The 25,699-nt window shown below is 73.5% G+C and carries 32 protein-coding genes; 13 read left to right on the top strand and 19 right to left on the bottom strand.

Translation table 11 applies throughout. The annotated features are described in order from the left end of the window. Positions 1-39 precede the first annotated feature (39 nt). The 4 genes from AB0C78_RS44645 to AB0C78_RS44630 form a co-directional block, all read right to left on the bottom strand. Positions 40-1,566: a long-chain fatty acid--CoA ligase gene (locus tag AB0C78_RS44645; protein WP_360760712.1), complete on the bottom strand. Its 1,527-nt coding sequence runs from the start codon at positions 1,564-1,566 to the stop codon at positions 40-42. A 67-nt stretch (positions 1,567-1,633) separates the two neighbouring features. Then, positions 1,634-2,089, bottom strand: coding sequence for a MaoC family dehydratase (locus AB0C78_RS44640; protein WP_360760711.1), 456 nt, complete (start codon positions 2,087-2,089; stop codon positions 1,634-1,636). Then, the gene (locus tag AB0C78_RS44635; RefSeq protein WP_360760714.1) at positions 2,086-2,967 is read right to left on the bottom strand and encodes an amidohydrolase family protein; all 882 of its coding nucleotides are present in this window, start codon (positions 2,965-2,967) and stop codon (positions 2,086-2,088) included. The genes AB0C78_RS44640 and AB0C78_RS44635 overlap by 4 nt, the downstream gene beginning before the upstream one ends. 16 nt (positions 2,968-2,983) lie before the next feature. Further along, positions 2,984-3,895 (bottom strand): SDR family NAD(P)-dependent oxidoreductase, encoded by a 912-nt coding sequence (locus AB0C78_RS44630; RefSeq protein ID WP_360760709.1) that lies wholly within the window; start codon positions 3,893-3,895, stop codon positions 2,984-2,986. A 107-nt stretch (positions 3,896-4,002) separates the two neighbouring features. On the opposite strand from AB0C78_RS44630, the gene AB0C78_RS44625 reads away from it, so the two are divergent. Both AB0C78_RS44625 and AB0C78_RS44620 read left to right on the top strand, forming a co-directional pair. After that, positions 4,003-4,452, top strand: coding sequence for a MarR family transcriptional regulator (locus tag AB0C78_RS44625; protein ID WP_360760707.1), 450 nt, complete (start codon positions 4,003-4,005; stop codon positions 4,450-4,452). A gap of 320 nt (positions 4,453-4,772) precedes the next feature. Beyond that, positions 4,773-5,207, top strand: coding sequence for a hypothetical protein (locus tag AB0C78_RS44620; protein ID WP_360760705.1), 435 nt, complete (start codon positions 4,773-4,775; stop codon positions 5,205-5,207). Positions 5,208-5,272: 65 nt separating this feature from the next. Here the strand turns inward: AB0C78_RS44620 and AB0C78_RS44615 are convergent, their stop codons facing one another. From AB0C78_RS44615 to AB0C78_RS44600, 4 genes are all read right to left on the bottom strand, one after another. Then, positions 5,273-6,451, bottom strand: a complete 1,179-nt coding sequence (locus AB0C78_RS44615; RefSeq protein WP_360760704.1) for a hypothetical protein — start codon at positions 6,449-6,451, stop codon at positions 5,273-5,275. After that, positions 6,448-7,284 (bottom strand): PhnD/SsuA/transferrin family substrate-binding protein, encoded by an 837-nt coding sequence (locus tag AB0C78_RS44610; protein WP_360760703.1) that lies wholly within the window; start codon positions 7,282-7,284, stop codon positions 6,448-6,450. The genes AB0C78_RS44615 and AB0C78_RS44610 overlap by 4 nt, the downstream gene beginning before the upstream one ends. A gap of 9 nt (positions 7,285-7,293) precedes the next feature. Next, the gene (locus tag AB0C78_RS44605; RefSeq protein ID WP_360760701.1) at positions 7,294-8,421 is read right to left on the bottom strand and encodes an acyl-CoA dehydrogenase family protein; all 1,128 of its coding nucleotides are present in this window, start codon (positions 8,419-8,421) and stop codon (positions 7,294-7,296) included. Positions 8,422-8,509: 88 nt separating this feature from the next. Continuing rightward, entirely contained in the window at positions 8,510-8,692 is a 183-nt protein-coding gene (locus AB0C78_RS44600) for a hypothetical protein (protein ID WP_360760699.1), read from the bottom strand. Between the two features lie 139 nt (positions 8,693-8,831). On the opposite strand from AB0C78_RS44600, the gene AB0C78_RS44595 reads away from it, so the two are divergent. Further along, a complete protein-coding gene (locus AB0C78_RS44595; RefSeq protein WP_360760698.1) occupies positions 8,832-9,119 on the top strand; it encodes a Fe-S cluster assembly protein HesB in 288 nt (95 codons plus the stop codon). 22 nt (positions 9,120-9,141) lie between these two features. Here the strand turns inward: AB0C78_RS44595 and nadE are convergent, their stop codons facing one another. Further along, a complete protein-coding gene (gene nadE, locus AB0C78_RS44590; protein WP_151544514.1) occupies positions 9,142-9,981 on the bottom strand; it encodes an ammonia-dependent NAD(+) synthetase in 840 nt (279 codons plus the stop codon). A gap of 165 nt (positions 9,982-10,146) precedes the next feature. Between nadE and AB0C78_RS44585 the strand changes: the two genes are divergently transcribed. From AB0C78_RS44585 to AB0C78_RS44575, 3 genes are all read left to right on the top strand, one after another. Continuing rightward, entirely contained in the window at positions 10,147-10,527 is a 381-nt protein-coding gene (locus tag AB0C78_RS44585; protein ID WP_360760695.1) for a hypothetical protein, read from the top strand. Next, on the top strand, positions 10,482-12,092 hold the full coding sequence (locus AB0C78_RS44580; RefSeq protein WP_360760693.1) for a caspase family protein: 1,611 nt from the start codon (positions 10,482-10,484) through the stop codon (positions 12,090-12,092). The genes AB0C78_RS44585 and AB0C78_RS44580 overlap by 46 nt, the downstream gene beginning before the upstream one ends. Before the next feature lie 141 nt (positions 12,093-12,233). Beyond that, positions 12,234-12,956 (top strand): hypothetical protein, encoded by a 723-nt coding sequence (locus tag AB0C78_RS44575; RefSeq protein WP_360760691.1) that lies wholly within the window; start codon positions 12,234-12,236, stop codon positions 12,954-12,956. On the opposite strand, the gene AB0C78_RS44570 is transcribed toward AB0C78_RS44575, so the two are convergent. The 6 genes from AB0C78_RS44570 to AB0C78_RS44545 all read right to left on the bottom strand — a co-directional run bounded on the left by AB0C78_RS44570 (position 12,946) and on the right by AB0C78_RS44545 (position 15,852). After that, a complete protein-coding gene (locus AB0C78_RS44570; RefSeq protein WP_360760688.1) occupies positions 12,946-13,074 on the bottom strand; it encodes a hypothetical protein in 129 nt (42 codons plus the stop codon). The two genes, AB0C78_RS44575 and AB0C78_RS44570, sit on opposite strands and share 11 nt — an antisense overlap. Next, the gene (locus tag AB0C78_RS44565; RefSeq protein WP_360760685.1) at positions 13,071-13,238 is read right to left on the bottom strand and encodes a hypothetical protein; all 168 of its coding nucleotides are present in this window, start codon (positions 13,236-13,238) and stop codon (positions 13,071-13,073) included. Before AB0C78_RS44565 ends, AB0C78_RS44570 begins: the two co-directional genes overlap by 4 nt. A gap of 228 nt (positions 13,239-13,466) precedes the next feature. After that, positions 13,467-13,607, bottom strand: a complete 141-nt coding sequence (locus tag AB0C78_RS44560; protein WP_360760682.1) for a hypothetical protein — start codon at positions 13,605-13,607, stop codon at positions 13,467-13,469. A gap of 159 nt (positions 13,608-13,766) precedes the next feature. Beyond that, on the bottom strand, positions 13,767-14,063 hold the full coding sequence (locus tag AB0C78_RS44555) for a S26 family signal peptidase (RefSeq protein WP_360760679.1): 297 nt from the start codon (positions 14,061-14,063) through the stop codon (positions 13,767-13,769). A gap of 64 nt (positions 14,064-14,127) precedes the next feature. Then, positions 14,128-14,994 carry a PhzF family phenazine biosynthesis isomerase gene (locus AB0C78_RS44550; RefSeq protein WP_360760676.1) on the bottom strand — a complete coding sequence of 289 codons (867 nt, stop codon included), beginning with the start codon at positions 14,992-14,994 and terminating at the stop codon, positions 14,128-14,130. Positions 14,995-15,018: 24 nt separating this feature from the next. Further along, positions 15,019-15,852, bottom strand: coding sequence for a hypothetical protein (locus AB0C78_RS44545; RefSeq protein WP_360760673.1), 834 nt, complete (start codon positions 15,850-15,852; stop codon positions 15,019-15,021). Between the two features lie 153 nt (positions 15,853-16,005). Here AB0C78_RS44545 and AB0C78_RS44540 point away from each other — a divergent pair, with 153 nt between their 5' ends. After that, positions 16,006-16,551, top strand: a complete 546-nt coding sequence (locus AB0C78_RS44540; RefSeq protein WP_360760670.1) for a hypothetical protein — start codon at positions 16,006-16,008, stop codon at positions 16,549-16,551. A 39-nt stretch (positions 16,552-16,590) separates the two neighbouring features. Here AB0C78_RS44540 and AB0C78_RS44535 read toward each other — a convergent pair whose 3' ends face one another. After that, positions 16,591-16,776 carry a hypothetical protein gene (locus tag AB0C78_RS44535; RefSeq protein WP_360760668.1) on the bottom strand — a complete coding sequence of 62 codons (186 nt, stop codon included), beginning with the start codon at positions 16,774-16,776 and terminating at the stop codon, positions 16,591-16,593. Between the two features lie 184 nt (positions 16,777-16,960). Here AB0C78_RS44535 and AB0C78_RS44530 point away from each other — a divergent pair, with 184 nt between their 5' ends. The 5 genes from AB0C78_RS44530 to AB0C78_RS44510 all read left to right on the top strand — a co-directional run bounded on the left by AB0C78_RS44530 (position 16,961) and on the right by AB0C78_RS44510 (position 21,377). Then, on the top strand, positions 16,961-17,491 hold the full coding sequence (locus tag AB0C78_RS44530; RefSeq protein WP_360760665.1) for a hypothetical protein: 531 nt from the start codon (positions 16,961-16,963) through the stop codon (positions 17,489-17,491). Between the two features lie 25 nt (positions 17,492-17,516). After that, the gene (locus AB0C78_RS44525) at positions 17,517-18,698 is read left to right on the top strand and encodes a sensor histidine kinase (protein ID WP_360760662.1); all 1,182 of its coding nucleotides are present in this window, start codon (positions 17,517-17,519) and stop codon (positions 18,696-18,698) included. Beyond that, on the top strand, positions 18,695-19,351 hold the full coding sequence (locus AB0C78_RS44520) for a response regulator transcription factor (protein ID WP_360760659.1): 657 nt from the start codon (positions 18,695-18,697) through the stop codon (positions 19,349-19,351). The genes AB0C78_RS44525 and AB0C78_RS44520 overlap by 4 nt, the downstream gene beginning before the upstream one ends. 110 nt (positions 19,352-19,461) lie before the next feature. Beyond that, complete coding sequence (locus tag AB0C78_RS44515; protein ID WP_360760656.1) at positions 19,462-20,352, top strand: ABC transporter ATP-binding protein; 891 nt, start codon at positions 19,462-19,464, stop codon at positions 20,350-20,352. Continuing rightward, positions 20,349-21,377: an ABC transporter permease subunit gene (locus AB0C78_RS44510; RefSeq protein WP_360760654.1), complete on the top strand. Its 1,029-nt coding sequence runs from the start codon at positions 20,349-20,351 to the stop codon at positions 21,375-21,377. The genes AB0C78_RS44515 and AB0C78_RS44510 overlap by 4 nt, the downstream gene beginning before the upstream one ends. Positions 21,378-21,421: 44 nt before the next feature. Here AB0C78_RS44510 and AB0C78_RS44505 read toward each other — a convergent pair whose 3' ends face one another. Further along, positions 21,422-22,912: an FAD-dependent oxidoreductase gene (locus tag AB0C78_RS44505; protein WP_360760651.1), complete on the bottom strand. Its 1,491-nt coding sequence runs from the start codon at positions 22,910-22,912 to the stop codon at positions 21,422-21,424. A 36-nt stretch (positions 22,913-22,948) separates the two neighbouring features. Further along, positions 22,949-23,911, bottom strand: coding sequence for a diiron oxygenase (locus AB0C78_RS44500; protein ID WP_360760649.1), 963 nt, complete (start codon positions 23,909-23,911; stop codon positions 22,949-22,951). Between the two features lie 104 nt (positions 23,912-24,015). Here AB0C78_RS44500 and AB0C78_RS44495 point away from each other — a divergent pair, with 104 nt between their 5' ends. After that, the gene (locus tag AB0C78_RS44495; RefSeq protein ID WP_360760646.1) at positions 24,016-24,642 is read left to right on the top strand and encodes a TetR/AcrR family transcriptional regulator; all 627 of its coding nucleotides are present in this window, start codon (positions 24,016-24,018) and stop codon (positions 24,640-24,642) included. Here AB0C78_RS44495 and AB0C78_RS44490 read toward each other — a convergent pair. Next, a complete protein-coding gene (locus tag AB0C78_RS44490; RefSeq protein ID WP_360760644.1) occupies positions 24,561-25,625 on the bottom strand; it encodes a LysR family transcriptional regulator in 1,065 nt (354 codons plus the stop codon). The two genes, AB0C78_RS44495 and AB0C78_RS44490, sit on opposite strands and share 82 nt — an antisense overlap. Positions 25,626-25,699: the final 74 nt, after the last annotated feature.

The following is a 25,699-nucleotide window of genomic DNA, read 5'->3' as shown; positions in this document are numbered from 1 at the left end:
GTCGTCACGAGTCCGCTCGTAACGACGGCTCGCCGCGCCTCAAGAGGCGGGGGGCGAGAGGGGGATGGCGCGGAGACGGGCCTTCTGGACCTTGTTGGAGCCGGTGCGGGGAAGGTCGTCGACCACGTCCAGGTACACGGGGATCTTGTACTTCGCCAGGCGGGTGCCGAGGAACGACCGCAGCTCGGCGAGGTCGAGGGCGGCGCCGGGCGCGGTGATGACGAACGCCCGGCCCACCTCGCCCCACCGAGTGTCGGGCACGCCGACCACCGCGGCCTCGGTGACCGCCGGATGCTCGAAGATCGCGGCCTCCACCTCCGCCGGGTAGACGTTCTCGCCGCCGGAGATGAACATGTCCTTCACGCGGTCGACGATGTAGAAGTAGCCCTCGGCGTCGACGTGCGCGAGGTCGCCGGAGCGGAACCAGCCGTCGTCGGTGAACGCGGACCTGGTCGCGTCGGGGGCGTTCCAGTAGCCCGGCGTGACGTTCGGCCCCTTGATGATGACCTCGCCGGGCTCGCCGGGCGCCGTGTCGGTCAGGTCGGTCCGGACGCAGCGGACGCCGGTGAAGAACACCGGCACGCCCGCCGACCCCGCCTTGCGCTCGCTCTCCGCCGCTTCGAGGAACGTCGCGCCGGGCGCCGTCTCGGTGAGGCCGTAGCCCTGGCAGAAGACGAGGCCGCGCTCCTGGTAGGTGTGGATGAGCGCGGGCGGCACCGGCGCCCCGCCCGACATCAGGCTGCGGACCGACGACAGGTCGGCGCCGTCCCACCGCGGCGACTGCGACAGCGCCGCGAACATGGCCGTGACGCCGAACATCCAGGTGACGCGGTGCCGCTCGATGAGGTCGAAGCACTCGTCCACGTCCCAGGACGGCATGATGACCGAGCATCCGCCCTTGAGGAACGTCGGCAGCAGGCACTGGTTCAGCGCCGCCACATGGAACAGCGGCGCGCTGACCAGCGTCACCTCGTCGCCGGCGACGTCCACGCCGACGAGCAGGTTGTAGCAGTTCCACACCAGGTTCCCGTGGGTGAGCATCGCGCCCTTGGGACGTCCGGTGGTGCCGGAGGTGTAGAGGATGCACGCCACGTCGTCGAGGGAGACCTCGGTGTCGATCGGGGACGGGTCGCCGGACGCGAGCCAGTCCTCGTAGGCGAGTTCGCCGGCGGCCGGCTCGCCGACCGCCACGACGGTGCCCGGCGCCTGCTCCGCCGCGCGGACGACCGCCGCGCACTCCGGTGCGTAGACGAGCACCGACGCACCGCTGTGGCCGAGCATGTAGTCGATCTCCGGCGCGGCGAGCCGGAAGTTCAGCGGGACGAAGATCGCGCCGAGCACGTGCGCGGCGAACATCGTCTCGACGAACGCGGGGTGGTTCGGCCCGAGGTAGGCGACCCGGTCGCCCTTGCCGACGCCGGCGGCGCGCAGCCGGGCGGCGAGCCGCGCCGTCCGGTCGTGGACCTCCCCGTACGTCGTCGGGCGGTCCCGGAAGACGAAGGCGGTGCGGCCGGGCGACATCACGGCCCGCCTGGCCGGCCATCCCCCGAGTCCTGCGTTCACCACGGTGTTTCACTCCTCTTGCTGAGCAGCGTGTGCGGATGGCCGGCCGTGCGGGGCCGGGCCGGGCGGGTCAGGCGTAGTGGCGGTAGACGGCCTGGGCGACGCAGGCGGGCTTGGCCTCGCCGTCGATCTCGACGGTGAAGTCGCAGACCATCTGCACGCCGCCGCCCGGGACGTCGGTCACCTCGGCGACCTTCCCGGCGAGCCGGATCTTCGCGCCGACGCGGACGGGGCTGGGGAAGCGGACCTTCTCCAGCCCGTAGTTGATGCTCATCTTCGTGCCCTGGATGTCGAGCAGGTCGTTGAACAGCGGGATGACCAGCGACAGCGTCAGGTAGCCGTGCGCGATGGCGGCGCCGAACGGGCCGTCCTTGGCCTTCTCCGGATCGGTGTGGATCCACTGGTGATCGTCGGTGGCGTCGGCGAAGGTGTTCACCCGCTCCTGGGTGATGTCGAGCCATGCGCTGTGGCCGAGGTCCTTGCCGGCCAGGGCCTTGATCTCGGCGAGCCCGTTGGCGGTGATCATGCGTTCTCCTTGCCGGTGAGCCCGAGCAGGCGGGCGGCGTTGTCCTTGAGGATCTTCGGGCGGACCTCGGGCTTGATCTCCAGCTTCTCGAAGTCGGCGAGCCAGCGGTCCGGGGTGATGACGGGGTAGTCCGAGCCGAACAGCACCTTGTCCTTGAGCAGGCTGTTGGCGTACCGGACGAGCTGCGGCGGGAAGTACTTCGGCGACCATCCCGACAGGTCGATGTACACGTACGGCTTGTGGTTGGCGACGGCCAGCGCCTCGTCCTGCCAGGGGAAGGACGGGTGCGCCAGGATGATCCGCAGCTCGGGGAAGTCCACCGCGACGTCGTCCACGAGCATCGGGTTCGAGTACTTCAGGCGGATGCCGCCGCCGCCCGGGACGCCCGCGCCGATGCCGGTCTGCCCGGTGTGGAACAGCGCCGGGACACCCAGCTCCTCGATCGCCTCGTACAGCGGGTAGGCGAGCGGGTCGTTGGGGGCGAAGCCCTGGATGCTCGGGTGGAACTTGAACCCGCGCACCCCGTACTCCTCGACGAGCCGCCGCGCCTCCCGCACGCCCGCCCTGCCCTTGTGCGGGTCGATGCTGGCGAACGGGATCAGGACGTCCGGGTGCTCGCCACAGCTCTCGGCGACCTCCTCGTTGGAGATGCGCGGCCAGCCCGTGGCGTGCTCGGCGTCCACGGTGAACACGACCGCCGCCATGTGCCGCTCGCGGTAGTACGCGGCCATCTCCTCGATGGTCGGCTGCCGGTGCCCGTGCGCCTTGAAGTACTCCTCGGACGCGCCGAACAGCTCCGGGCTCAGCGACCCGTGCCCGTCCTTGCTGATCTCGGCATGGGTGTGCACGTCGATGGCGGTCAGCGCGTCGACGTCGATCGTGAGGTCGGCCATCTCAGCCCTCCGGTGCCTTGGGGGCGGGGATGCCGTAGGTCTCCGGCTCGGCGCCCACGCCCGTGCTCCACTGCTCGGCGATCGCCTCGGCGCTCCAGCCGCCGTCCGCGAACGCGACCGCCTTCTCCTTCGGGTGCGCCCACAGCGCCAGCCGGTCGCCGCCGATCCCGATCGCCTGCCCGGTCACGTCCTTGGACGCGTCCGAGGCCAGGAAGGTGATCAGGCCGGTGACGTCCTCGACGGTGCCGAGGCCCTCGTCCTTGCGCAGCCAGTCCGGGAACGGCTTCCCGGTGCGCTCGGACTCCTCGATGACCGGGCCGAACGCGGGGATCGTCTTGGTCATCTCGGTCGCCGCGACCGGCACGACCGCGTTCACGGTGATACCCGCCCTGGCCAGTTCCATCGCCCACGTCCGGGCCATCGCCGCGATGCCGGCCTTGGCCGCCGCGTAGTTGGTCTGGCCGAAGTTGCCGCGCTGCCCGGCCGGGGACGAGATCAGGATGATCCGCCCGCCGGTCCCCTGCTCGCGCATCCGCGCCGCCGCGGCGCGCGCGCAGGTGAAGGTGCCGCGCAGGTGGACGCGGATGACGTCGTCGAAGTCCTCGTCGGTCATCTTCCACAGCACGCGGTCGCGCAGGATGCCCGCGTTGGTGACCATCACGTCGAGCCGGCCGAACTCCCGGACGGCCGTGCCGACCAGCTCGTCGGCGGTCTCGGTGCCGCCGACCGCCGCGACGACCCCGGTCGCGGTGCCGCCCGCCGCGGTGATCCTGCCGACCGCCGCGTCGACCGCGTCCCGGTCCACGTCGTTGACCACCACCGACGCGCCGGCGGCCGCCAGGGCCTCGGCGTAGGCGAGGCCGAGGCCGCGCCCGCTCCCGGTGACGACGACGACCTTCCCGTCCAGTTCCATAGCTCCCCACAATCGACAGGAATCCTGTTGATGGCCAGTGTTCACATTCAACAGGTTTCCTGTCAATGCCCTACCCTGGACGCGTGCACCGCGAACGGGGAGAGCCGATGACCGACAGCCCGCCGCCGCAGGCCGACGGCAAGGCGCCGCCGTCGCTGCTCTACCTGGTCAAGCGGCTGGAGCTGCTCGTCCGGTCCCGGCTCGAGGAACTGGTCAAACCGGCCGGGATCACGGCGCTGCAGTACACGGCGCTCACCGTCCTGGAGCGGCACGACGGCCTGTCGGCCGCCCAGCTGGCCCGCGACTCGTTCGTCACCGCGCAGTCGATGGCCGACATGGTCCGCGCCCTGGAGACGCGCGGCCTCGTCCGCCGCGAGCGCAACCCCGCCAACCGCCGCGAGCTGCTCATCCTGCTCACCCCCGCCGGACGCGCCCTCCTGGACGGCCTCGCCGGGCCCGTCGGCGAACTCGAGGAACGGATGATCCGCGAACTGCCCGCGCGGCAGGTCGGCGAGTTCCGCCGCACCCTCACCGACACCTGGCGCGCCCTCTCCTGAGCCGGGGCCGCGATCGGCCGCCGCACCCGAATCACCGTCCCGGACGCCGCTCCCATGGCAAGATCAGCCGATCCCCCTGAAGAGCGGAGGCGGCGGCTGTGCAGCCACCATCGAACCCGACGCCGTACGGACACGGCGGACCCGGCTACGGCGCTCCCCAGGAGACGCCCTACGCCGGACAGCCACACACCGGCCAGCCCTACGCCGGCCAGCCCCACGCAGGTCAGCCCTACGCCGGTCAGCCCTATGCGGGGCAGCAGCAGGCCCCGTACGGGCCGCCTCCGCAGCAGGCCCCGTACGGCGCGCCATCCGCCCAGCCCATGCCGTACGGTGCTCAGCAGCCCTCGCACCACGGGCCCCAATGCCGCTTCTGCGGCTGCGTCCCGGCGGTCGAGACCACCTTCCGCGGCCACCGCGGCATGATCCTGATCATGTCGTTCCTGCACACCAAGGGCCCGTTCTGCCGGGACTGCGGCCTCGCGGTGTTCCGGGACATGACGGCCAAGACCCTGATCGGCGGCTGGTGGGGCTACATCTCCTTCATCGCGACGCCGGTCACCGTCCTGATCAACCTCACCCGGCACGGCAAGGTCGCCTCCCTGGCGCCGCCGATGCCTCCGCCGGACGGGAGCCCGCACCGCCGCCCCGCCGACCCGGGTCCCCCGCTGATGTCCCGCCCGATCGCCGTCATCGGCGCCCTCGTCCCCGTCCTGCTGATCGCCCTGGTCGTCCTGATCAACATCGCCGGCGCCTGACGGGGATGCGGGCGGCGGCGTGCCCGCGGCGCTTGGGGCCGCGGCCGCGCTCGGGTGCGGGTGGGTCACATGAAGTTGCGGGTGTGGAGGGCGGAGAGGGCGGCGGCCTCGTCGTCGGGGAAGCCGAGGTGGACGAGGCGGCGCCGGCGCCCTTCGTCCATCTCCTTCCGCAGGTCGAGCACCGCGGCGTGGCCGCGCCGGATCGCGTGGGGCGACCACTCGCCGGCGGCGAGGAGGATCAGCGCGTCGAAGACGTCATCGTTGAGGCCGGTGGACGTGGCGAGGGCGTCGTGGCGGCGCTCGACCGCGGCGCGCAGCCGCGAGCGCAGGTGCGGGTCGGCCTCGGAGCGGTGGCGCAGGTGCGCGACGCCGAACGCGACGTGGCGCGCCTCGTCCTGCCGGGCGAGGCGGACGGCCCGCCGCGTCACCGGGTCGGGGGCGTGCCGGTCGAGGAAGGCGAGCAGGTTGAGGAAGGTGCCCTCGCCGAGCACCGACAGCAGGAAGGACGCGAGGGAGAAGTCGGGTTCGGTGAGCAGGGTGGCGAGGGACGCGCGGCCGCCCGCGGCGGACGTGCCGAGCGGCCCGCCGGTGAGCGCCGCGCGGCGGGCGAAGACCTCGACGTGCCGGGCCTCGTCGGCGGCCTGGACGGCGAGGAGCTGCGCGACCTCGCGGAAGTGCGGGTGGACGCGGGCGAGCAGCCGGGCCGGGACGACCAGCGCGGCCTGCTCGTTCTCGACCAGGTACGTCATGATCTGGACGACGGCCCGCTCGATGTCGGGCGGGAGGGCGACCTCGGCGTCCCACGGGATCGCCGTGGCCGGGTCCCACTGCGCGGACGCGGCGTGCGCGTAGAGCGCGGGGGCGATCTCGGTCCAGAGCAGGTCGCGGTCGGCGAGGTCGAACGGCGGTTCCGGGCCGCCGGGTTCGACCAGCGCGCCGCGCGCGGCCAGGCCCCAATGGGCGGGGGCCTTCGCGACGATGTCGTCCGGGGAGCCCGCCCGTTCGGCGCGCGCCCAGCGGTCGGCGCGTCCCGGGACGACCCAGGCGAGCACGGGCTCGCAGGCCGGGACGACGGTGTGGCCGCGCGGCCGGCACCATGCGCGCAGGTGCGGGTCGAGCAGCGGGTCGCGGCCCCGGACGCCGAGCCGGGCGCCCGGCGGCAGTTCGCGGAGCGCCCGCTGCACGAGCAGGTGCGCGCCGGTCTCGAAGCCCAGGTCTTCGAGGTCGAGGACAGGGTCGGTCAAGGCCGGTAGCCCGGCGCGGTGATCGCGCCGGCCGGGTCGTAGAACCCCTCGTCGTCCACGGCCTGCTCGAGGAGCGCGTAGCCGCTCGTCCGGGCGGGACGCCAGGCGGTGAGCCCTTCGAGGTCGAACAGCGCCCGGACGTCCGGGTCGGCCGCGTCCATCGACAGCAGCAGGTCCCGGAATCGGTCCGTCTCGGGCGTGGCACGGGCGGCGGTCAGGGTGCAGTGGTCGTAGGGACGCGTCCGGCCGATCACGCGCGTGCCACCCGCCGGCAGCGTGCCCTCGCGGACGAACAGCAGGTGGTCGGCGTCGATCAGGCACGCCGCGGCGACGTCGCCGGCCATCATCGCGCGGGCGGCCTCGCGCTCGCCGCCGATGTGGTCGCCGTGCAGCCCGACGCCGACGTCGAAGCGCCGGACCGCGACCTCCTCCCCCGGCCGGAGCCCGCGCTCGCGCAGCAGCGCGGACGGGATCAGCGTGGCCTGCGGCGAGTCGATCGCGCCGGTCCCGACCGTCTCGCCCTTGAGGTCGGCGACGTCCTTGTACGGGGAGTCCTCCCGGACGACGATCACCGAGGTCAGGTCCTGGTCGGTGTCCCGCATGACGAGCGGTGCGAGCCGTCCGCCGGCCAGGCGCCGGGCGCGGATCCACGCCAGCGGCGAGTTCCACGCGGCGTCGATGCGGCCGGCGGCCAGATCGTCGACCTGCCGCTCGTAGTGGGAGTAGAGCACGAAGTCGAAGTCGAAGCCCTGCCGCGCGAACCAGGCGCGGAACCCGGCCCAGATCGTCACGACCTTGGGGTCGTAGGCGACGGCGCCCATCACCAGCGTCATCCGGACCCCCTAGAAGAGCGGCATGCCGAGGCTCGCCCGGCCGACGAAGTCGTGCAGCGCCTGCGTGGTCGGCGCCATCACCCGCGCCGCGAGCGAGTCGCGGAACAGCCGCTCGACGCCGAACTCCTTGCGGAACGCGGCGCCGCCGCACAGCCGCATCGTCGCGTCCGCGACCTCGGAGGCGGCCTCGGCCGCGACGGCCTTCACCTCCAGGACGCGCAGCGTCGCGTCCTGGCGCCCTTCGGCGAGCGCGGCGAGCGCGTCGCGCAGGAACGCGCGGACCTGGTCGGTGCGGATCCGCAGCTCCGCGAACCGCGCGCGCTGCATCGGCTGGTCGGCGAGGGTCTGCCCGAGATGCTCCAGCCTCGTCCGGGTCAGGTGCTCGGCGGCCTTGGCGGTGAGCGCCTCCATCAGCCCGAGCGAGAACGCCGCGCTGAGGACCAGGAAGTGCGGCAGCGCCGTCCCGAGGGCGATGTCCAGGCCCTCCCCGTCCGGCCCGAGCATGGCCTCCCGGTCGACGAGCACGCCGTCGGCGCTGACCGGGCTGGACGCGTTGCCGCGCAGCCCGAGGCCGTCGAACGGGCCGCGGACGCTCAGCCGCTCCCGGTCCCGCGGCACCAGCCACAGCGTCATCGGGCCGTCCCCCGCGAGGGGGCGGCTCGACCAGACGTAGCTGTCGGCCTCGCCCGCCGAGGTGACCCAGCTCTTGTCCGCGTCGAGCAGCACCCGGCCGTCGCCGGCGGGCGCGGCCGTGCCGAGCGGCGCCCAGAAGTGGCTGCGCGATCCGGCCTCGGAGAACGCGAGCGTGCTCAGATGCGCGTCGCCGGCGATCGCCTCGCGGACGTCCTTCGGCCCGTGCGCCTCGATCAGCGCCGTGGCGGCGTAGTGCATGAGCAGCACCATCGCCGTGGACCCGCAGGCGCCCGCGAGCCGCTCGACGACGTGCGCGGCGGCGCCGAGCCCCTCGCCCCGCCCGCCCGCGTCCTCGGCGCTGATGAGGCCGAGCAGGCCGGCGTCCGCGAGCGCGTCGATGTTCGCGCGGGGAAAGGCCCCGCCGCGGTCCACGTCGGCGGCCCGCGGGCCGGCGGATTCCTCGATGACGTCCTGAATGGCGCGCGCGTAGTCGTAGGACGACACGTCCGCTCCTTTTCGCGTTGAATTCACGGAGCGCCGGCGAAATGGCCGGAATCACCGGCGGCGCCGACGCGGCAGTGCCCGCCGGGCGCTATTCGAAGTCGTCGGGGCTGAGGTCCTCGAGCCGGCCGCCGCGCCCCTCGGGGGAGGTCGGCGAGAACCCCTCGGCCTCGTCCGGGCGCCTCCGGCGCCGGGGCTCGTCCTCCCCCGCCTCCGCGCGGGAGCTCTCCGGCTCCTCGTCCCCGACACCGCCGTCCGCCGTCGGCTCGCTCATCGTCCCCCCGGGAAATTCGCTGGTCAGGCCCTTCCCTTACCCGTGGCGCGCGTCACGGATTCGGTGCGGAGACCCCGGGGTAGACAAAATGCGGCTGTCATGACCACCGGTTGGTTCAAGCGAGGCTCAGGAGTTCGTTGTGCTCATCGTCACGGGAACGGCCGCCAGCGCGATCCGCGATCTGTCCTCCCGGCCGGACCTGCCCGGCGGCGCCGGCATGCGCATCGCGCCGCTCGACGACGCCGCCTCCCTCCTCGCCGTGACGCCGGCGGAGCGCCCCGCGTCCACCGACGAGGTCGTCGAGGCGGAGGGCGCCCGCCTGTTCCTGGACTCCGCGGCCGCCGCGTACCTGCACGACAAGGTCCTCGACGTCCGCCTCGACGAGAAGGGAGCGGTGTCGTTCCTCATCACGGCCCCCACCCGCTGAGCACGGTCCGGCCGAGAACGGCTCAGCGCCACCAGTCGTCGAGCGGGGTGACCGGGACGGTTCGCTTGTGCCGGGTCGCGAGGTAGACCGACTCCACCTTCGCGGCCACCTCCGGGGCGACGTCGGCGCCTTCCAGGTAGCCGTCGATCTCGCTGTACTTCAGGCCGAGCGCCTCCTCGTCGGGCAGCGCGGGCCGGTCGTCCTCCAGGTCGGCGGTCGGCACCTTCTCCGAGACGCTCGGCGGCGCGCCCAGCTCCCGCAGCAGCGCCGCGCCCTGCCGCTTCGTCAGGCCGGTCAGCGGGGTGACGTCGACGCCGCCGTCGCCGTACTTGGTGAAGAACCCGGTGACCGCCTCGGCGGCGTGGTCGGTGCCGACGACGATCAGCCCGAGCTGCCCGGCGATCGCGTACTGGATCACCATCCGCTCGCGGGCCTTGATGTTGCCGCGCACGAAGTCCCGCAGCCGTGGCTCGCCGTCCAGCAGCTCCCGCAGCCCCTCGGCCGCCTCGCCGGCGACGGCGTCCGCGCTCGGCTTGACGTTCACCGCGATCGACCGGTCGGGCCGGATGAACTCCAGCGCGACCTGCGCGTCGTGCTCGTCGGCCTGCACGCCGTACGGCAGCCGGACCGCGACGAACGTGGCCTCGCGCCCCTCGGCCCGCAGCTCCTCGGCGGCGAGCTGGCACAGCCGCCCGGCGAGCGTGCTGTCCTGCCCGCCGCTGATCCCGAGCACGTACCCCGTGGCCGCGGTCGACCGCAGGTAGTCCTTGAGGAAGTCGACCCGCGCCCGGATCTCGTCGGCCGGAACAATGGACGCCTTGACGCCGAGCTCGGCGATTATCTGCTTCCGTAGGTTCGTCACCGGGACACTCTAGCCGAAACCACCTCAATGTCCAAATAACCCGGAATGCGATTATTACGCGCCGGTGTTCACCGGATCGATACACCGGCCCGTGCACCGCTCTCCGCGCCGCCGCGTCCCAAGTGGGAAGGACCACGATGACGGCCGAACGATGAGACGGGGACGATGCCCGGAATCGCGATCACGGAAATAGGCGAGCAATACGCCGACGCCGCCCGGACCGATGAGATATGCCGCCGGCTCCGCCGGGAACTCGGCGAAAGGGGCGTGCCGCTGCTGCCGCTCGAAGCGGCTCCTCCGCCGGGCGCGAAGTCGGGCGCCGCGGCCGCGATCGGCACGATCGCGACCGTGCTCGCGTCGAGCTCGGTGACCGCCGCCTTCGTCAAAGGGGTGTTCACCTGGCTCGCCGCGCGCGAGGGCCGCACCATCAAGATCACCGTGAACGGCCGCAGCGTCGAACTCTCCCACCCGACCCGCGAAGAGGAAAACCGGCTGATCGAATGGCTGACGAGCGACCGCGGCACCGGCCCCGGCGAGCACTCCTGATCACCGCCGACCGGTACACCGACCCGAAACTGCACGGTCTCCGGTCGCCCGCGCAGGACGCGGCGAGCCTTTCCGCCGTCCTTTCCGACCCGGCCGTCGGCGACTTCGCGGTCGCCACGATGGCCAACAGCCCGGCGCACGAGATCATGGGCGCATTGGAGGACCATTTCGCCGACGCGCGCCCCACCGACGTCCTTCTCGTCCATTTCTCGTGCCACGGATGGAAGGACGAGAGCGGCCGGCTCTTCTTCGCCACGACGGCCACGCGGCTGGACCGGCCGAACTCCACCGCCGTGCCCGCCGCCTATCTCAGCGAGCAGATAGCGCAGTGCCCGTCGCGGAACATCGTCGTGCTGCTCGACTGCTGCTACAGCGGCGCGTTCAGCCGCGGCCTGCTGCACCGCGGCGGCGGGAACGTGGACGTCGCCGGAGGGCTCGGCGGGTCCGGCCGCGCGGTGATCTGCTCCTCGTCCGCGCTGGAGTACTCGTTCGAGGTGACGGACGGGCGCCTCTCCCAGGTCCCCGCCGCGTCGGACGCGGCGCCGTCGTCCCTCTTCACCGGCGCCGTCGTCCGCGGGCTGCGGACGGGCGACGCCGACCTGAACGGCGACGGCCTCGTCTCCATCGACGAGCTCTACGAGTACGCCTACGAGGCGACCGTCGCGGCCACACCGCACCAGAACCCGACCAAGTACCTCGACGTGCAAGGCGAGCTGGTCATCGCCCGCAGCCCTCGCGGCCCGCGCCGGGCGAGCCTGCCGCCGGACCTGCTGTCGGCGGCCACGAGCCCGCTCGCGGACGTGCGGGGCGGTGCCGTCGAAGCCCTGCGGCGGCTCGCGCGGGCGGGCGGCGCCCTGGGACGGACGGCCTGCGAGCAGCTCGCGGCGATGACCGACGACGACAGCCGCGACGTCTCGTCCCGCGCGCGTGCGGCGCTCCAGGACGTCGACCTGCACCTCGGCCGGAGCGGCGACCCCCGGCCGGCAGGCAACGCACCTGGCGCGGTCCCGCAGCACAGCGCTCTGCCCGGCACCGCCCCCAGCGGCTTGCCGCAGCACGGCGCTCTGCCTGGCGGCGCGGCGGCCGCTCCGGGCATCCGCCCGCCCTTCCCGGCGGCGCGGCACACCGTCCCGCCGCTTGCGGGGATGCCTTCCGGCCAGGCCCCGGGGTCCGAAGCCGCCGGCCGGCCTCCCCGGCTCGGCCTCTTCGCGGCCTGCTACTTCATGCCCTTCTTCAGCAGCCTGGTCCTGCTGGTCGTCCGCGACAGGGAGGCGCGGTACCACGCGTGGCAGTGCGCGCTCATCGACGCCTTCGACGCGGTGTTCATGATCGCCGGCGTGATCGCCGGCGCGGTCTACTCCGGCGTCCGGTACGGCGGCGATCCCGTTCCGCAGGACGATCCCGGCCTGAACGGGTTCGTGGTGGCGTTCCTGCTCCTGCCGCTCGTCCTGCGGCTGTACTGCCTGGCGTCGCTCGCGCGCCGGCGGAGGCCGCGGATCGCGGGGCTGGGCCGGGTCGCCGAAGGCTTCGCCTACCGGGGGCGCTTCCGTCAGCTGCGGGCGTAGCCGTCGGCCTGGAGCGCGAAGATGCGGGCGTCCTCGCCGTCCAGCGCGATCAGTTCGTCGTGGGTGCCGCGTTCGAGGATCCTGCCTTCGCCCAGCACCAATATGAGATCGGCGTCGCGGACCGCACCGAGCCGGTGCGAGATGAGGACGCTGGTCCGGCCCTGGCGGTGGCGCCGCAGCGACGCGTGGACGGCGTGCTCGGCGTCCGCGTCCAGGCCCGAACTCGGCTCGTCCAGCAGGAGCAGGTCGCAGCTGGACGCGGACCGAGGGCAGCGCCACCAGGAAGATCACCGCGACCAGCAGCGGGTTGACGACCAGCAGCGTGCCGACGAACCCGGCCAGGGTGATGGCCGCCTGCCCGATGGTCAGGGCGCCGACGATCAGCCGGTCCGGGGCGTTCTGGCTGGACTCGTGCGCCAGCCGCAGCGTGTCCTGGAACGCCGGGTCCTCGAGGCGGCGCAGCCCGCCGTGCGCGTTGACCGCCCCAAACAGGCGGGCGGCGACGAGGGCCCGCACCGCACGCCGGGGCTGGGCCTGCGCGTAGGTCGTGGCGTGCGGCAGGACGACGACGCACAGCCCGCAGGCGGCGAGCCCGGCCGCGAGGGCCGGCAGGGCGTCGTGGTTCCGGTGGGTGGTGAGCGCGTCCAGGACGCCCTTCGTCAGCCATGCCGTCACGGCCGGCGCGAGCCCGGTGAGCACGGCGAGCAGGACCGCCCCGGCCGTCGCGCCGGGGTGCGCCCGCCACGCCAGCGCAGCGACGGCCAGGGTCCGCCGCGGCGCCCGGCCCGCCCGCTCCGCGCGATCGGCGGGGTTGACGCGTCCGCCGGTATCGGCAGGCCGTTGGGCGTCATCATCACGCCGTGACGACCGCGCCCTCGCCGACGACGTAGAAGCTCGGCGTCGCGGGGTGGCCGAACGCCGCGTTCAGCGGGCCGCGGGCCGGTTCGACGACGACGGTGGCGACGGGCGACAGGAGGGTCACGAACGGCTCGGCGTCGTCCCGGTTCCTTCGATGACCACCAGGACGCGCCGCGCGTACAGCGGACGGACGCGGTCGGCGAACTCGAGGAGCCGTTCCCGGCAGGACGCGCAGGTGGTGGAGAACATGCCTACCACCGCCGGCTCGGTGAAGAACGCGCGGGTCACGGCGGTGCCGTCGAGGCTCGCCGCGGTGAACTCGGGAAGCGCCGTACCGGGCGGGGTGAACGGGGCCGCCGCACCGCCGACCGCCAGCAGCGCGGCGTGCTCGGGGAGGCGGCGGACGATCGCCAGGGTGAGGATCAGGTCGACGCGTAGAGGACGCCGACGAAGACGACGCTCGCGACGAGATACGGCAACGATGGTCCCTCGGGGGCCGGCCGGGGCCGCGCCGGGTCAGCGGCAGTAGGTGTGGCCGGCGTAGATGCAGCAGTGGATGCCCGTGGACGTCCACCAGCAGGCCTCAGCGCGGGCGGTGGTCTTCGGCAGGAGCCTGCCGAGGAGGCGGTCGCCGATGCGGTCGGCTGCACGGACCATGGGAATCTCCTCACGTCGAGCCGGGCCGAGCCGGCTGCGCGGTTCCGCCCGGCGCACGCTGCCGAGATGATCAGCGCTCGCCGGCCCAGAAGCCAACCCCGGCGATCTTCACCGGCAAGGGGCCCGCTCCCGCCCGCCCGCGTCTTGTGCACTCTGCGATCAAGGTCCGCCGGGCGTTGGTGCTTTCCGCCATGCCGCCGGATCTTGACGCGGCGCGGGCGTGACGTTCAACCGGCGCACCACCACGCCGAGTAGCCGGTCGCCCGGGTACAGGCCGCGCTGCCGCGAGTCGACGCTGTCGGGGTTGTCGCCGAGGACGGCGAGCGACCCGTCCGGTATTGTCCCACCCTCCCCCGCGACGCCCGGCGGGACGGGCCCCCGGGGATCGCGGCGACGCGCTTGACGTTCCAGGTCCGGCCGTCCGGCGACGGTTCCAGGACCACGACGTCGCCGCACCGCACCCGGTCGAGCGGTCGGCGCCGCGCCAGCACGCGGTCGCGGTCACGCGCGAGGTGACTGCTCATATCCGCGGCAGGACGGTGGTCCGTTCAATCGTGGCGGTGCCGCCGACGCGAACCGCCGGCCCCGGCGCGGCCTGCCGAGCGGTGGCGGTGATGGTGGACGGGGCGCCGAGCGCGTCGCCCATGTCGACGCTGATGCCGGTGATGCCCTGTCCGGCCAGGTGCGCGGCGAGGCATGCGGTGCTGTTGGCGTTCGCGATGTCCTCGGGGACGCCGATGGACGGGGCGAATAGGCGGGCGGCGAGGCGGCCCTCGGCGGTCGGCGGGGTGTGGACGTAGGCGCCGAGGAGGCCGAGTTCGTCGCAGGCGGCGCGGAGCCCGGCCTGGTCGGGCGCGAGGGTGCTCAGCGCGGCCCGGGTGGTGACGGGGACGAGCATCCGGGGCCGTCCGACCGACGCGACGGACAGGCCCGGCCCGACGGCTCCGGGCGCGATGCCCAGCGCGGGGACGACGAGGTCGCGTTCGCGTGCGGTTGGCTCGCGCAGTTCGACGGGTCCGGGATCGAAGGCGGCCGTGAAGTGGTCCGCTCCCCTTACGCAGTGGCCGGTGAAGCTCCGTCGTGGCGTGCGCAAGACCGCGTGATGGTCGTCGTCTCCGGCACGTTCCGCGAGGACCGCCAGGGCGGCGACCGTCCCGTGACCGCAGGCCGGCAACTCGCCTTCGGTCGTGAAGAAGCGCACCGTGACGGCGAGGCCGTCGTCCGCCTCGGAGAGGAATACGGCGTGCGAGGTCCCCATCAGCGCGGGAACGGCGCGGCGCTCGGCGTCGGTCATGGGACGGTCGTCCAGGACGGCGGTCGGGCTTCCCCCGCGCCCGTCCCGCCGGCACGCGTTCACGATCGTGACGGCATGCCCGCGCGCGCTCATGAGCCGGATCCTACGGCGGCGCGGCTAGGGGGTGCGGCGCTGCCCCGGCCCCTCGATGTACCGGGCGAGCCAGGCCGGGACGCGCGGGCGGGGATACGCCTCCAGGTCATTCTGGTAATGCTCGGGGGCCAGCAACTGGTCGTACGGAAAGGGGCCGTCGCCGTAGTCGTAGTTCACGGTCGTCTCACCGCGGTTGGTGACGGTGAGCAGCAGCCTCCACCATGGCCCGGCGGGCATCATCGCCACGGCGTGCCGCTGGTCGCGGACGAGGGCCGCGACCGACTCCGGCACCGGAACGACCACCGACCGGAGGTACGACGAGAACCGGAGGTGGGCGATCTCGGCGGAGACGGTGAAGGCGAACTCGGCCCACAGCCATTCCCATTCGGGCGGCCCGAGGAGGGCCAGTTCCTGGACGATCGGCTCGATCAGCATCGATGCCTCGGCGGCGACCACGTCGATGTCGTCGCCCGCCAGGGGGTCGTGGGGCAGCGGGCCGACGATTTTGATCCCGCCGGTCTCCGGCTCCTCCTCGTCCGGCCCGTCCTGTTCGAGCCACCGCACGAAATCGGCCATGTAGTCGTCGGAGCCCATTCCCTGACCGGTCGAGCCGGCGCGTTCCTGCGCGACGAACCGGTCAATGGCCTGCGGCGGAGGAACGGAGGACGACACCTCCTCGATGCGTCCGGAGTCGCCTACCAGGAACACCGATCTGCCCACCGGCATCTCCAGGAAGGCCATGGGGTCGCTCTCGTCGATCTCCACCGGCGCGTAGACGCTCCACCCGGCGTCGAAGCGGTCCGCCTCCAAGCCCTCGGTGGGATAGTCCAGCCCGTGCGAGCGGATCCAATTCACCACCAAGGAAATCGCCTGCGCCGCGTCCATCCGCCCGAGACCTCCCGCGTGCCGTCCCCGGCACCCTACCGGCCGCCGTCGGCGGCCACTGAGGAGCGGTGAACCTCACAGCCCGGCCGCCTACCGGACGCTCCGGCGAAAGACCATGCTGAGTGGATGGAGGTGCGCTTCGCGGAGGACCACATCCGTTTCCTGAGCTACGGCTTTCCCGGCGCTTCGGTGCACCCCAGCGGAATGGTCGCGCCCGCCGATATACGCGACGCCGACTGGAAGACCATCAGACCCGAGGTCCGGACCGTGTTCGGCGAAACCCTGTTCATTCCCCGCGAGCGGAAGCCCGACCTCGAAGCGTTCTGCCACCGCCACGGCATCGCCTCGGTGTCCCGTCCCGATACGTGGGGCGACCTGCTCGAACCGTTCCTCGACACCAAAATCGACGCCGAAGAGGAACGCGCCACCATCGACCGGTTGCGCAAAGCCGGATTCACGCAAAGAGAAATCGCCGGAATCCGGCGGCGGCTGGCCCCGCTCATGCTCGCCTACAACTTCGACGCCATGGTCTGGGAATGGGTCCATCTCGGTCTCTTCGACCTTCTCACCGCCGCCGGCGCTCCCGTCATCGCCGCCGGCCTGCGAGCCACGGTCGGCGATCCCGCGGCGTTCTACGAGTGGGCGATGGCGATCGCCGAACGCCACCGCTAACACCGTTACCGCATGCCAAGCCCGAGCCCAGCAGGCCGCTCAGCGGCCGCGGCGGATGCGGGCAGCCTCCAGGTGGATGCGCTCCTCGGTCGCGAGGAGGTCGGCCTCGGCCTTCTCGGTGCGCATCCGCGCGCGCATCTCGCGGAAGCTCGGGGTACGGCGCCGCTCGGCGGCCCTGGTCCGGCGTCCCGCCCGGGCCCGCGAGAACCGCTGGAAGAGGCTCATGTCCGTCACTCCTCATCGCCACCGGCCCGGTCTGCTCCCGGACCGTTGTCCCGCGACAACAGATGCCCCTTTCCTCCGACTTCATTCCGGTCGGCGGCGAACCGGCCGGGAGCATGACGCGGAACCGTCCCTTCGGTACTTTCGGCCGGTTCGCCGGGCGCCGCGGCTCCCTAGCGTCATCGGCATGAACGCAGCGGATCGACCGCGGACGGCCGAGGCCGTGCTGTCCGACATCGGGCTGGGCATCGTGTTCGTCCTGGGAATCGCCTTCACCGCCTACATGCTCATGGACAGCTGGGGCGGGACGTCCTGGGTGTTCGACCTCGTCATCGCCGTCGCGGTGTGCGGGCTCGCGCTGCTGCGCGGGCGGTGGCCCGCCGGGACGGCCGTCACAGGGCTGGTCGCCTCGGCCGTCGCGGTCGCCGTGTCGGTGGCCGCCGACCTGCCGCAGGAGCCGGGGCCCATCACCGCGCTCGGCCTCGCGGTGCTCGTGGGCTCCGCGCTCCGCAGGTTGCCGGGGCCGGCGGCGGGCGCCATCGGCGCGGGCGGGATCACGGTCGTCGCGGCGGCGTTGGTCCTCGGGCACGGCGCCGTCACCGTCCTGGCCGTCCTGATCATGATCGGCGGCCTCCTCACCGGTGGGGGCCTGCGCGTATTCGACAACACGCGACCCGACCGGAAGCATCGGGACGCGGCCGGGCGGCCGTATCCGTGACGGCCCCGAAGGGAAGAGCGAATCGATGGCGAACGGCGCGGTCCGGCGGCGATGGCGGGGCGCGGCCGCGGTGATCGGGTCCCGCCGATGGGCCGCGGTCGCCTCCGACACCGGGCTCGCAGCCCTGTTCATTGCGGCCATCGCCGTCCAGGCGGCCGCCCTCGCCGACAGCTGGGGCCTCGCGAGCTGGCGGCTCGGCGGCCCCGCCGCGGCGGTCGTGTGCGGGCTCGCGCTGACGCGCCGCCGGAATCCGGCGTGGACGGCCGCCACGGGCCTGGCCGTCGCCGCGGCCACGATCGCCGTGGCGCACCTGGCCGGGCTGCCCGCCGAGCCCGGCCCGGCCATGGTGCTCGGGCTGATGGTGCTGACCGGCACGGCCGTCCGGGTCCTGCCCGCCGCGCAGGCCGGCGCCGTCGCCGCCGCCGGTCTGGTCCTGGCCGTGGCCCGCCTGGCGGCCGACCCTCCGATCAGCGCGAGCGGTGCGTCGTCGGTGGCCGTGTCGTACGCCGGGGCGTGGCTGGCGGCGGTGGCGGCCGGCCGGTGGCTGCGGATGCTCGACGTCCGTGCCGCGAACACCGCCGATAGGGTGCGCCGCGAGGAACGGCTCGAACTCGCCCGCGAACTGCACGACATCGTCGCCCACCACATCACGGGGATGGTGATCCAGGCCCAGGCCGCCCAGATCGTCGCGCGCAAGGACCCGGCGAACGCGGCGGAGCCGCTCGCCGGGATCGAGACCGCCGGCACCGAGGCCCTCGCCGCCATGCGCCGCGTCGTCGGCCTGCTGCGCGACACCGCCGACGCCGCGCCCGCCTCCCCCGGGCCGGAGCGGCTCGACGAGCTGGTCGAGCGGTTCAGCGCGCGCGGGCCGCGGGCGACGCTCCAGGCGTCCGGCGGCGAGGACTGGCCGCCGGAGGTGACCAGCACGGTGTACCGGATCGTCCGGGAGGCGCTGACGAACGTCCGGCGGCACGCGCCCCAGGCCCGGTCGGTCGCCGTCACCGTCGCAGAGGAGGCGGACGGCGTCACCGTGCGGGTCGACGACGACGCCCCGCCGAGTCCCGCCCGGACGCACCACCGCGCCGGGTACGGCCTGGTCGGCATGCGCGAACGCGTCGAGACGCTCGGCGGCGTCCTGGACGCCGGTCCCCGGCCGGGCGGCGGCTGGTCCGTGCGCGCGGTCCTGCCCCTCCGGGAGTCCCGATGACCATCAGCGTGCTGATCGCCGACGACCAGACGATGATCCGCAGCGGCCTGCGGCTCATCCTGGAGGACCAGCCCGACATCACCGTGGTCGGCGAGGTCGCGGACGGCGCCGAGGCGGTGGAGGCGGCGCGGCGGCTGCGCCCGGACGTGTGCCTGGTCGACATCCGGATGCCGCGCCTCGACGGCATCGAGGTCACCCGCGCGCTGGCCGGGCCCGGCGTGCGCGACCCGCTGCGGGTCGTCGTGGTCACCACGTTCGACCTGGACGAGTACGTGTACGGGGCGCTGCGCGGCGGCGCGGTCGGGTTCGTGCTCAAGGACGCCGGTCCCGCGCTGCTCGTCGAGGCCGTCCGCGCCGCCGCCAACGGGGAGGCGCTCGTGTCGCCGTCGGTCACGCTGCGGCTGCTGCGGCATCTGGCGGCGGGCGGCGGGCCGGGGGCGCGCGCGGCGGATGTCCCGCTGTCCGACCGGCAGTTGGAGGTCGTGCGGGCCGTCGCGCGGGGCCGCACCAACCAGGAGATCGCCGCCGAGCTGTTCATCTCGCTCAGCACGGTGAAGGGCCACGTGGCCGGCATCCAGAGCAGGCTCGGGTTCCGCAACCGGATCGAGATCGCCGCGTGGGCGTGGGAGAACCGCATCGTCGACGGTGGCTGACCGGCCGTCCCGCCCGCGAGGGCGAACCGGCCGAAAGTACGGTCGCCGGCCGGGCGAACGGTGCTGCGGGCCGATGAGCGGGCGGGCGCCGGGCTCCGAGGATGATCGGCATGCCGAACAAGCAACCGCCCCCGGTGCTGCACGCCGAGGGCCTGACGAAGAGGTACGGACGCCGCACGGCGCTCAGCGGTGTCGATCTGACCGTCCCGGCGGGACGCGTCATCGGCCTCGTCGGACCGAACGGCGCCGGGAAGTCCACGCTGCTGCACCTCGCGTGCGGCCTGATCGAGCCGACGTCGGGCACGCTGCGCGTGCTGGGCTCCGCCCCGGCGGCCGGGCCGTCGCACCTGGCGCGCGTCGGTTTCGTCGCGCAGGACACGCCCGTCTACGGGTCGTTCACCGTCGCCGACCACCTGCGGATGGGCGCGAAGCTGAACCCGGGATGGGACGGCGCGCTCGCCGAGCGGCGCGTCGCGCAGGCCGGGCTGAACCCGGACCAGAAGGCCGGCGGGCTGTCCGGTGGGCAGCGCGCCCAGCTCGCCCTGACGATCGCCGCCGCCAAGCGCCCCGACCTGCTCATCTTCGACGAGCCCGCCGCCGCGCTGGACCCGCTGGCGCGCACCGGCTTCCTGCGGAACCTGCTGGAGTTCGTCGCCGAGCTGGGCGCCGCCGCCGTCCTGTCGTCGCACCTGCTCGGCGACATCGAGCGCGTCTGCGACCACCTGGTCGTGCTGTGCGCGTCCCGCGTGCAGCTCGCCGGGGACGTCCGGGACGTCCTCGCCGCGCACCGCCGCCTCGTCGCGCCGCGCGGCGCGCTCGCCCGGCCGCCCGCCGGGATCGAGGTCATCTGGTCCGAGAGCGCGGGCGAGCACGACACCGCCGTGGTGCGCGGCGACGCCGTCCCGCCGGCGCCGTTCAAGGTCGAGCCGGTCTCGCTGGAGGACATCGTGCTCGCCTACATGACCCGGGCGTCCGGCACCACCGGGGAGGGGACGCGATGATCTGGCTGACCTGGCGGCAGTTCCGCGTCCAGACGCTCGTCGCCGCGATCGCGCTCGTCCTGATCGCCGCCTACCTGGTGTACCTCGGCATGGACATCCGGGACGCGCACGACGCGTACCGGGCCCGCTGCGCGAGCAGGCCCGCCGACTGCCCGTCCGCCCTCGCGCAGTTCCGCAGCGACCACGAGAGCACGCTGCTGTTCCTCGCCGCCGGGCTCCAGCTGATCCCCATCGTCATCGGGACGTTCTGGGGCGCGCCGCTGATCGCGCGGGAGCTGGAGACCGGCACGCACCGGCTCGTGTGGAACCAGAGCGTCACCCGGCGCCGCTGGCTCGCCGTCAAGCTCGCGTTCGTGGCGCTGGCCGGCGCGGCGCTCACCGGAGCCGCGTCCGCGCTGCTCACCTGGGCGGCCCGCCCGTTCGACGAGACGACCGGGGACCGCTTCTCCAGGATCATGTTCGGCGCCCGCGACATCGCGCCGGTCGGCTACGCGGTGCTGGCGTTCGCGCTGGGCACCGTCGTCGGGCTCCTGCTGCGCCGGACGCTGCCCGCGATGGCCGTCACCGGCGTCGCGTTCATCGTGCTCCAGTTCGCCTTCCCGAACCTGGTGCGGCCCCATCTCATCCCGCCGGAGAGGACCACCCTGCCGATGACCGCCCAGGCCATCAACGGGGCGCAGAACATGGGGAGCATCACCGGCGGCGCCGTGATCCACGGGCTCGCGGTCCCCGGCTCCCCCGGCGCGTGGGTGAGCGGCATCAGCCCGTTCCGCACGGCGGACGGCCGGACGCTGAGCGGCGCGAAGTTCGACGAGTGCCTCAACAGCCCGCAGCGGACCGGCGCGGACGGGAAGTTCGGCGACACCGCCGTCTGCCTCGCCCGGCTGAACCTGCACGTCGACGTCGCCTACCAGCCGAAAAGCCGCTACTGGGCGTTCCAGGGGCTGGAGACCGCCGCCTATCTCCTGCTCGCCGGGGTCCTCACGGGGTTCGGGCTCTGGCGCATCCGGCACCGCGTGAGCTGACGATCAACCGCGTGAGCTGACGATCAGCCGCGTGAGCCGACGGGTCAGACGAGGCTCGCGCGGGGCGCGCGCAGGCGGCCCTGCGCGTAGTCCTCCACGAGGTGGCGGACGGTCTCCATGGCGTCCTGCTTGTTGGTCCCGATGAAGCCGGTCGGGCCGCGCTTGATCCAGCCGGTGGCGTAGACGCCGGGCAGGACGGCGCCGCCCGGCTCGGTGAGGACGCGGCCGCCGCTGTTGGGGATGACCGCGCGGGCCTCGTCGAACGGGACGCCGGGGACGGCGGTCCCGCGGTAGCCGATCGAGCTGAGCACCAGGCCGGCGTCGAGCGTCTCGCGCTCGCCCGTCGGCTCGACCCGGTCGCCCGAACCGGGGACGTAGGCGTTGCGGACGAGCTCGACGCCTTGGACGCGCTCGTCGCCGGCGATGGCGACCGGCGACGCCAGGTACCGCAGGACGATCCGCTTCCCGTTCCCCGTCGCGGGACGTTCCGCCAGCTCGCGGAGCAGCTCGATCTTCTGCGCGGCGGCATGGCCGAGGGCGCCGGTGTCGACGTCCAGGTCGGCGGAGTCGAGCACCAGGTCGACGCCCGGCACCTGCATGAGCCCGACCAGTTCCGGGAGCGTGAAGGCCGAGTGGGCGACGCCGCGGCGGGCGACGATGACGACCTCCTGGACGCGGCTGCCCCGCAGAGCGTCCAAAGCGTAGGGGGCGATGCTCGTGCCGGCGAGGCGCTCGGGGTCGGCGGTCAGGATGCGGGCGACGTCGAGCGCGACGTTGCCGTTGCCGACGATGACGGCCCGCTCGTGCGACAGGTCGAAGTGCCGCTCGGCGTAGTCGGGGTGGCCGTTGTACCAGGCGACGAACTCGGTGGCGGTCGCGGTGCCGGGCAGGTCGCTGCCGGGGACGTCGAGGCGCCGGTCGGCGGACGCCCCGACCGCGTAGACCACCGCGTGGTGCCGGCCGAGGAGCTCGTCGTGCGTCACGTCGCGGCCGACCTGCGTGCCGTAGACGATCCTGATCCCGTCCTGCGCCGCGATCCGGTCGAACAGGTCGCCGACCTGGCGGGTCTTCACGTGGTCGGGCGCGACGCCGGTGCGCGCCAGCCCGTACGGGGTGGACAGCCGCTCGTACATCGTGACGCGCGCGCCGGGGACGGTGAGCAGCTCGTCCGCCGCGTACATCGCGGCCGGGCCCGTCCCGACGATCGCCACGTCGAGCGGCTCGCGGCCCGCGGGCACGGTCAGCGGCGGGGCGTGCGGCGCCAGCAGCGGCCGGACCCGCCCGTCCCGATAGAACGCCGCGTTGATCGGCACGAACGGCTCCTGCGACTCCGGCAGCCGGTCGTGCGGGACGATCGCGTCGACCGGGCACGCGGTCACGCAGGCGCCGCAGTCGACGCAGGCGACCGGGTCGATGTAGAGCATGTCGGACGTGAGGAAGTCCGGCTCGTCCGGGGTGGGATGGATGCAGTTCACCGGGCAGGCGTAGACGCAGGACGCGTCGCCGCAGCAGGACTGCGTGACCACGTGGGGCATGGCGGGGGTGTTCCTTAACGGTTCGGGCGGCGCGGCTCAGGCGGCGTGCGCCTGGCGGTGCGGCTCGCCGCGGTACCGGGACGGCTTGCCGTCGATGCCGCAGGCCTTCCAGACCTTCCGGGCGGCGGGGTTCATCAGGCCGAGCTCCTCGGCGAGCATCCGCACGTCGCCGAAGTAGCCGCGCAGGATCGCCTTGGACTCCTCGCGCTGCCAGAACGCCTCGCGCATCACCTTGCGGGGGATGTCGAACTCCTTGGCGAACTGCCGCGGCGGCGTCATGATCGCGCCGGCGAGCCAGCGCATGATCAGCGGGTAGGCGACCGAGGTGACGCCCTTGCCGACCTTGGTCTGCCGGGCCACGCGCTCGTTGAGGAAGCGGTGCGCGAACGAGATGTGCCGCGCCTCCTCGGCGATGTGGATCTCCATGGTGCGCAGCAGCGCGGGCGGCCGCGCGGCGCCGTCCCGGATGACGTCCTTCTGGAAGTGGTCGATGGGCTCCTCGCCCGCCAGGATGCCGATGAAGAAGATGACCGGCGCGTAGGCGGCGAGGTGCCAGAGCGAGGACGTCGCCCGGTAGGGGGCCTTCATGCCGGGCACGTCGACGCCGGTGCGGTTGACCAGCTCCTGGAACATCTGGATGTGGTTGCACTCCTCCGACATCTCGTGGAGGCAGTACCGGAACTCCGGGGAGCCGTTCGGCAGCTTCATCGCGTACTGCATCATCCCGCGGATGAGCACGCTCTCGAAGCTCAGCCCGACCTTCTGCATGTTGGCGGTGCGCCAGAGCCCGATCGCGATCTTCTTCTCGTCCGGCTGCGCCTGGTACCAGGGGTGCGCGCCGAGCGGGTCGCAGTCGGGCAGGATCCACCGCGGGTCGGAGGCGTCGATGGCGAAGTCCGGGGAGTCCCAGTCGATGTCCAGGTACGGGTCGAACCGGCGGTGGACGGACCCGTTGGAGAGGGTCCGCAGGAACTCGCGGTACTCGGTCACCTGTGCCATCGGAGACCTCCTAGATCGTTTACACTTCCTATAGGAACTGTAAACAGTGGTCGCTTACCGGGTCAATGGGCGCACGGTGTGGGCCCGGCCATAGAATCGGGCCCATGCCGAGGCAGGACGGGGACATCCACGCCCGCATCCTCGACGCCGCCGCCGCGTGCCTGACCGAGGGCGGGTTCACCTCCAACCGCATGCTGTCGGCGATCGCGCGCCGGGCCGGGGTGTCGCGGCCGACGCTGTACAAGTACGGCGGCACCCTCGACGAGATCAAGGAAGCGCTGATCGAGCGGGAGCTCACCGCCTACCTCGCCGAGGCCGTGCCGATCATCGACGCCGCGCGCTGGGACGCCGGCTACGTGGCCGACCTGCTCGCCTTCCTCATCGGCCGGGCCCGCGCGCACCCGCTGCTGTCGGCGGCCGTCCGGGACGTCCCCGACATGGTGCTGCCCTGGTTCACGGTCCGCGCCGACATCACCGTCGCGCGGGTCACCGCCCTCGCGGCCCCGGTCGTCCAGGAGAAGATCGACCGGGGCGAGCTGCCGCCGGTCGACGTGCCGGCCCTCATCGACGTGCTGACCCGCATCGTGCTGTCGCTGGTCTTCGTCAACAGCGCCGGCGTCGACGCCGACGACCCGGAGGACCTGCGGCGCTACCTGCGCACCGTCACCGGGTTCGTCGCGCTGCTGCCCGGCCGCGACGGGGGCGCGGCCCCCGCGGCGTCCGCCCGCTGACCGGCCTCCGCCGGCCACGCCGGGCCCACCGGGCGCGCGACGTCGAGCGGCTGCGCGTCGATCACGGGCTGCGCGGCGGCCGCGACGGCGGTGGCCGCCCGGACGAACGCGGCGACGGCCGGCGAGCGGCAGTCCTGCGGCCAGACGACGCAGAACTCCGCCGGGGCCAGGTCGCGGACGGGCCGGTAGGCGATGCCGGGACGCGCGTGCCGCCGCGCGATCGACACCGGCACGAACCAGATGACGCCGCCGAGCTCCACCAGGCTGAACAGCTCCGTCAGGTCGCGGACGGGGCGCCGGCTCCCGGCGAACGGCCCGCCCGCCGCGGGCCGCCCCGGCGCGCCGATCCCGCCGCCGTCCGGGCCGGGCGGCGGGCCGCCGAGCTCCGCGGGCCTGCCGTCGGGCAGCACCCGGCCGGCGAAGTCGGCCAGGGACAGCGAGGAGCGGGCGGCGAGGGGGTCGGACGCGGCGAGGGCGACCAGCCGGGGCTCGGTCAGCAGCGGCTCGGCGTCCAGGCCGCGGCCGTCGGTCAGCTCGGGGAGGACGGCGACGTCGGCGCGGCCGTCGCGCAGCGCCGCCTCCTGGTCGCCGCGGCCGCCGAGCACCAGCTCCACCGGGATCGCCTCCGGCTCGCGCCGGTAGGCGGCGAGGAACTGCGGCAGCAGCCCGGCGTCGAAGTCGGCCTTGAGCGCGAGCCGCAGCTCCGGCGCGGGACGCCCGGCGTGCGCGGCCCGCCGGGCGGCGGCGGTGATCGCCTCCAGCGCGGTCCGCGCGTCCCGCAGCAGCACCTCGCCGGCCGGCGTCAGCCCGACCTGGCGGGTGGTGCGCTCGAACAGCCGCACGCCGAGGCCGCGTTCCAGCTCGCGGATCGCCCGCGACAGCGGCGGCTGCGCCATCCCCAGCCGCTCGGCGGCCCGCCCGAAGTTCAGCTCCTCGGCGACGGCCACGAAGTACCTGAGCTGCCGCGACTCCAGGTCATTCATATCCCCAGGGTATCAATGCGGACCCGATCGATCCTTCAGCTTCCCGGCGGCCGCGACTTGACTGAGCGGTACCG

It is taken from the genome of Actinomadura sp. NPDC048394 (assembly GCF_040651755.1).
GTDB classification, from domain to species: Bacteria; Actinomycetota; Actinomycetes; order Streptosporangiales; family Streptosporangiaceae; genus Spirillospora; species Spirillospora montaniterrae.
The sequence above is the reverse complement of the archived record's forward strand: the minus strand, read 5'-3'. Positions and strand labels throughout refer to the sequence as shown.

Excerpts from the sequence above, each read along its gene's own strand:
- AB0C78_RS44640 (WP_360760711.1), bottom strand. The coding sequence starts at position 2,089 with ATGATCACCGCCAACGGGCTCGCCGAGATCAAGGCCCTGGCCGGCAAG.
- AB0C78_RS44630 (WP_360760709.1), bottom strand. The coding sequence starts at position 3,895 with ATGGAACTGGACGGGAAGGTCGTCGTCGTCACCGGGAGCGGGCGCGGC.
- AB0C78_RS44625 (WP_360760707.1), top strand. The coding sequence starts at position 4,003 with ATGACCGACAGCCCGCCGCCGCAGGCCGACGGCAAGGCGCCGCCGTCG.
- AB0C78_RS44620 (WP_360760705.1), top strand. The coding sequence starts at position 4,773 with ATGCCGTACGGTGCTCAGCAGCCCTCGCACCACGGGCCCCAATGCCGC.
- AB0C78_RS44610 (WP_360760703.1), bottom strand. The coding sequence starts at position 7,284 with ATGACGCTGGTGATGGGCGCCGTCGCCTACGACCCCAAGGTCGTGACG.
- AB0C78_RS44600 (WP_360760699.1), bottom strand. The coding sequence starts at position 8,692 with ATGAGCGAGCCGACGGCGGACGGCGGTGTCGGGGACGAGGAGCCGGAG.
- AB0C78_RS44585 (WP_360760695.1), top strand. The coding sequence starts at position 10,147 with ATGCCCGGAATCGCGATCACGGAAATAGGCGAGCAATACGCCGACGCC.
- AB0C78_RS44580 (WP_360760693.1), top strand. The coding sequence starts at position 10,482 with ATGGCTGACGAGCGACCGCGGCACCGGCCCCGGCGAGCACTCCTGATC.
- AB0C78_RS44575 (WP_360760691.1), top strand. The coding sequence starts at position 12,234 with ATGAGGACGCTGGTCCGGCCCTGGCGGTGGCGCCGCAGCGACGCGTGG.
- AB0C78_RS44560 (WP_360760682.1), bottom strand. The coding sequence starts at position 13,607 with ATGGTCCGTGCAGCCGACCGCATCGGCGACCGCCTCCTCGGCAGGCTC.
- AB0C78_RS44550 (WP_360760676.1), bottom strand. The coding sequence starts at position 14,994 with ATGAGCGCGCGCGGGCATGCCGTCACGATCGTGAACGCGTGCCGGCGG.
- AB0C78_RS44540 (WP_360760670.1), top strand. The coding sequence starts at position 16,006 with ATGGAGGTGCGCTTCGCGGAGGACCACATCCGTTTCCTGAGCTACGGC.
- AB0C78_RS44535 (WP_360760668.1), bottom strand. The coding sequence starts at position 16,776 with ATGAGCCTCTTCCAGCGGTTCTCGCGGGCCCGGGCGGGACGCCGGACC.
- AB0C78_RS44530 (WP_360760665.1), top strand. The coding sequence starts at position 16,961 with ATGAACGCAGCGGATCGACCGCGGACGGCCGAGGCCGTGCTGTCCGAC.
- AB0C78_RS44525 (WP_360760662.1), top strand. The coding sequence starts at position 17,517 with ATGGCGAACGGCGCGGTCCGGCGGCGATGGCGGGGCGCGGCCGCGGTG.
- AB0C78_RS44520 (WP_360760659.1), top strand. The coding sequence starts at position 18,695 with ATGACCATCAGCGTGCTGATCGCCGACGACCAGACGATGATCCGCAGC.
- AB0C78_RS44515 (WP_360760656.1), top strand. The coding sequence starts at position 19,462 with ATGCCGAACAAGCAACCGCCCCCGGTGCTGCACGCCGAGGGCCTGACG.
- AB0C78_RS44510 (WP_360760654.1), top strand. The coding sequence starts at position 20,349 with ATGATCTGGCTGACCTGGCGGCAGTTCCGCGTCCAGACGCTCGTCGCC.
- AB0C78_RS44505 (WP_360760651.1), bottom strand. The coding sequence starts at position 22,912 with ATGCCCCACGTGGTCACGCAGTCCTGCTGCGGCGACGCGTCCTGCGTC.
- AB0C78_RS44500 (WP_360760649.1), bottom strand. The coding sequence starts at position 23,911 with ATGGCACAGGTGACCGAGTACCGCGAGTTCCTGCGGACCCTCTCCAAC.
- AB0C78_RS44495 (WP_360760646.1), top strand. The coding sequence starts at position 24,016 with ATGCCGAGGCAGGACGGGGACATCCACGCCCGCATCCTCGACGCCGCC.
- AB0C78_RS44490 (WP_360760644.1), bottom strand. The coding sequence starts at position 25,625 with ATGAATGACCTGGAGTCGCGGCAGCTCAGGTACTTCGTGGCCGTCGCC.